2 protein-coding genes and 1 pseudogene are annotated in these 4,664 nt (G+C 60.3%); all 3 read right to left on the bottom strand.

Annotation, left to right across the window (positions count from 1 at the left end; translation table 11 throughout):
- Nucleotides 1-80: 80 nt before the first annotated feature.
- The gene (locus WBF74_RS11035; protein ID WP_424439545.1) at nt 81-3,212 is read right to left on the bottom strand and encodes an efflux RND transporter permease subunit; all 3,132 of its coding nucleotides are present in this window, start codon (nt 3,210-3,212) and stop codon (nt 81-83) included.
- Between the two features lie 11 nt (nt 3,213-3,223).
- Nucleotides 3,224-4,282: an efflux RND transporter periplasmic adaptor subunit gene (locus tag WBF74_RS11040; protein ID WP_424439548.1), complete on the bottom strand. Its 1,059-nt coding sequence runs from the start codon at nt 4,280-4,282 to the stop codon at nt 3,224-3,226.
- 145 nt (nt 4,283-4,427) lie between these two features.
- Nucleotides 4,428-4,664, bottom strand: a pseudogene (locus WBF74_RS11045) (iron ABC transporter permease); the annotation flags it as partial.

The following is a 4,664-nucleotide window of genomic DNA, read 5'->3' on the forward strand; positions in this document are numbered from 1 at the left end:
ATATTTTTTCCGTGCGGCAATCCAGTCCATGTGCAGTGAAGTTGGTCGCCGGAAAGGAAAGTCAAGGCAGCGCCGCGCCTCTACTCCGCCCCGTTCGCCGGTGTCCGCCGAAGGACGGGAGCCGCCATTTCTGCCTCAAGCCGACGCTGCGTGTCGCCGGGAGAGCCGGTGCGCCGCGCAAAGGTCTGATAGGCAACCGGCACCACGAAAAGCGTGAAGGCCGTGGTGGCGATGATTCCGAAAAGGATCACGACGCCTATGGCCGAGCGTGTTTCCGCACCGGCGCCAAACGAGAAAATCAGCGGCAGCGCGCCCGACGCCGTGGTGACGGCCGTCATCAGGATGGGGCGCAGGCGAATGCCCGCCGCTTCCACCAGCGCATCATGGAAGTTCCGTCCTTCATCACGAAGCTGGTTTGCAAACTCGACGATGAGGATACCGTTCTTTGCCGCAAGGCCGACCAGCATGATGAGGCCGATCTGCGTATAGAGATTGAGCGTGCCGCCTGTGAGCCAGATGCCGAAAAGGCCACCCGCCACCGCAAGCGGCACGGTGGTGATGATAACGAAAGGATGCACAAAGCTTTCAAACTGCGCAGCGAGCACCAGAAAGACGACGATGATGCCTAGCGCGAAAACGAATGCGAGCGCGCTCCCAGATTCCTTGAACTTCAGCGACTGGCCCTTGTAGTCGATGGTGACGCTTTCCGGCAGACGCTCCGCCGCGAGATTTTCAAGATAGGAAAGCGCCTCGCCCAGCGTATAGCCATCACCAAGATCAGCCTCGATGGTGATGGCGCGCACGCGGTTATAGCGGTTGAGGCTCGACGGCCCTGCCATCTCGTGAATGGTGACGAGATTGGCAAGCGGAATGAGGTCGCCCGTGCGATCCGAGCGGACATAGATGTTGCTCATATCGCTTGGCGTGCGCTGCATGTTGCGCTCGCCTTCGATGATGACATCATATTCTTCGCCGTCTTCGGTATAGGTGGTCACGATGCGTGAGCCGAATAGCGATTCCAGCGTGCGCCCGACAGTCTCGACCCGCACACCGAGATCGCCCGCGCTGTCGCGGTCAATTTCCACCCGAAGCTGCGGATTGGTTTCCTTGTAGTCGTGATCGACAGCAATGAGGCGCGGATTCTCCTCTGCAATCGCGGTGAGCAATATGTCGCGCCATTCGCGAAGCTGCTCATAGGTGCCGCCCCCGATTACGAATTGCACCGGCTTTGACGTGCCGCCGCCAAAGCCTGCGCGCATGACAGGCGAAATGGTCACGCCCGGCAGATCGGCGGTGCGCTGGCGTATATCCGCCATGATCTCCCATGCAGATCGGCGCACCGACCAGTCATGCAGGATGACGGTTGCGACACCATCATTGAAGGTCGATGTCGTGCCGAAGGAGCGCGGCGCGCGCACGAGCAGCCGGTCGATCTCGCCCGCCTCGACAAGCGGCATCAGCCGTTCCTCGATTTCGGTCATATAGGCGGCGGTATAGTCGTAGGATGCCCCTTCCGGCGCATTCACCATGACAAAGAAAGTGCCGCGATCTTCGCGCGGCGCATATTCGGATGGCGTCGCCGCAAAGATCAGATAGGCACCAGCGAAGACGACACCGAAAATGATGAAGACGGGAAGGGGGCGGGCAAGCGTCCGGGTGAGAACTTGCGTGTAGAGTGCATTCACCCGCGCCAGGAGCCGCTCGACGGCAAGCGAGACGCGCGAGGGCGATGCCGTCTGACTCGCAAGTTTCGAGGCGAGCATGGGCGACAGGCTGAGCGCCACAAAGCTGGAGAAGGCAACCGCCGCCGAAATCGTGATCGCAAATTCGGTGAAGAGGCGCCCCACCTCACCTTCAATAAAGGTGAGGGGAACGAAAACGGCAATCGTCACAATGGTTGTCGCTATGACGGCAAACCCCACCTGCCGCGTGCCAAGGAAAGCGGCGACAAGCGGCGTCTCGCCTGTTTCAAGGCGGCGATAGATATTCTCGATCACCACAATCGTGTCATCGACCACAAGGCCGATCGCGAGCACAAAGGCGAGCAGTGTGAGCAGATTGATCGAGAAACCGGCAATATAGAGAACGAGAAAGGTCGCAATGATCGAGACCGGTACGGTGACGGCCGGAATGAGCGTCGCCCTCAGGCTGCCGAGAAAGAGGAAGATGGTCAGCACCACAAGAATGAGCGCAATGCCGAGCGTCTTGTACACTTCGGCAATCGCGCCTTCGATGAAGATGCTGCTGTCATAGCTCTGGCGAAACTCCATCCCTTCGGGGAGCGAGGGCGCAATGCGCGCCGCCTCTTCCTTGGCGGCGGTCGCAACCGCGAGCGTGTTTGCGGTCGATTGCTTGATGATGCCGATGCCGATCATCTGCACCTTGTTGCCACGGAAGAAAGTGCGTTCTTCCGCTGCCGCGCGTTCGACACGCGCCACATCCCCGAGCCGCACGAGATAACCGTCGGGACCCTGACGCAGCACAAGCGCGCGGAAATCCTCAGGCGTCTTGTAGCCTCGCTCGACACGCGCGGTGAACTGGCGTTGCGTGGACTCAACGCTTCCCGCAGGCAGTTCCACATTCTCCGCCCGCAGCGCCTGTTCCACATCATTGACGGTGAGCTGGCGTGCCGCGAGCGCCGTGCGGTCGAGCCAGATGCGCATGGCATAATGCCGCGCGCCGCTCAGTCGTACACGGGCAACGCCATCCAGCGTCGAAAAACGGTCCACGAGATAGCGTTCCGCATAGTCCGTCAGCTCCAGCACGTTCATATGCGGGCTGACAAGGTTCAGCCACATGATCACATCATCGCTGGAATCGACTTTCTGAATGTCCGGCGCGTCCGCTTCCTGCGGCAGATCATCCAGAATGCCGGAGACGCGGTCACGAATGTCATTTGCCGCCGCATCAATATCGCGCCCCGGCCGGAACTCGACGGTGATGCGCGAGCGCCCGTCGCGGCTGGAGGACTGGATGAAGGAAATGCCTTCAATGCCCGCAATCCGCTCTTCTATGCGCTCGGTAATCCGTGTCTCGACGACAGCCGCCGCCGCGCCCCGGTAATCGGTGGTGATCGAAACAATGGGCGGATCGATGTCGGGATACTCGCGAAGCGGCAACCGGTCAAAGGCAACAATGCCGAAGGCCACCAGCAGGAGGCTCATCACAGCCGCGAAGACGGGCCGCGTGATGGAGACATCCGAAAGTTTCATCGGTCGTCTCCTTACTGAATAGCCGTGGTGCCGCCGATCAGATGGCCGATTGCATGGCCCTGTCGTTGCTCCTCGATAACCTTGACCTTCTGCCCGTCGCGCAGTCGCATTGTGCCATGGGTGACAACACGATCGCCTTCCGAAAGCCCGGCAAGGATTTCAACTTCACCCGGTCGCCGCGCGCCGATCTTCACTTCGCGCCGTTCGGCCCTCTCATTTTCTATGACAAAGACGAAATTATCTGTTCCCGAAGGGACCAGTGCTTCTTCCGGGATGACGATCGCCATGCGCGTATTTGTCATGAGTTGCACGGTCATCAAAAGGCCCGGCCGAAGCGCATGGTCCTTGTTGTCGATCAGCGCGCGTGCCGTGACAGAGCGCGTCACCGGATCGACCCGAGAAGACACACTGCTCATTTCGCCGCGAAATTCACGCCCCGGCAGCGCTGTCGTCCGCGCAATGATTTCGAGGCCGGGCTGAATGGCGGCGAGATAGACGGCGGGCACGGTGAAGTCGAGCTTGATCGTGTCGAGATCATCAAGCGTGGTAATGCGCTCGCCCGGCGTCACCAGCGCGCCGATGCTGATATTGCGCAGGCCGACAACGCCGTCGAATGGCGCGCGGATCTCCCGGTCCTCAAGACGCGCCTTTGCGGCATCGCGAAGCGCTTCGGCTTCGAAGAGCGCGGCCTGCCGCTCCTGAAGCTGCGCGGTGGTGGTGTATTGCCGACTTTCAAGGGCGCGCGCCCGCTCATAGGCAGTCCGGCGCTCGGCAAGAACCGCCTCGGCAGCGGCAAGGGCGGCCTTCTGTTCATCGCGTCGCATGGCAACGAGAAGATCGCCCTTCTTCACCCGCTGTCCGTCCTCGAAGAGAATTTCCGTCACCTTGTCGGTCACATTGGCAGCGATGACGACGCTCTCATTGGAATGGGTCGTGCCAAGCGCCTCGATCCGGTCCACGAAACGATCCATCGTCGCGGTCGCGACGATCACATTCTGGGAGAGTTCGTCCGCAAGAGCAGGGGCGGAGAGGCAGATACTTGTGGCAAGGGCGACCAGAAGGGGGCGCATTCATGCTCCATATACGAAAGTCAGCTTTGGCAGATGGGGAGAGTCATACCCCTCTCACCCGGCCAAAATTATGACAATTGTGTCACTTTTCTTTCATGCGAGCGTTTCTGTTTCGGAATTTTCGCATGAAGGGCGGCTCCCGCCATCACTTTTCCGTGTAAGGCGGCTTGGGCGGCGTTCCGCTCCGGGCAATGGAGAAGCTGAGAAGGATGGTCGGCAGAATGCCGAGCAACACAATGGTGAGCGCCGCGGTGCTCGCCTCTGCGATCCGCTCATCCGCAGCGAGACGATAGGTGCGGGTTGCGAGCGTCTCGAAATTGAAGGGGCGAAGCAGCAGCGTCGCAGGTAGTTCCTTCATCACATCAATGAAGACGATGAGGGC

The organism is Parvibaculum sp. (genome assembly GCF_049672805.1).
In the GTDB taxonomy this organism is placed as follows: domain Bacteria; phylum Pseudomonadota; class Alphaproteobacteria; order Parvibaculales; family Parvibaculaceae; genus Parvibaculum.

Bases quoted from the DNA above. Each gene is read 5' to 3' on its own strand.
- WBF74_RS11035 (WP_424439545.1), bottom strand. From the start codon at position 3,212: ATGAAACTTTCGGATGTCTCCATCACGCGGCCCGTCTTCGCGGCTGTG.
- WBF74_RS11040 (WP_424439548.1), bottom strand. From the start codon at position 4,282: ATGCGCCCCCTTCTGGTCGCCCTTGCCACAAGTATCTGCCTCTCCGCC.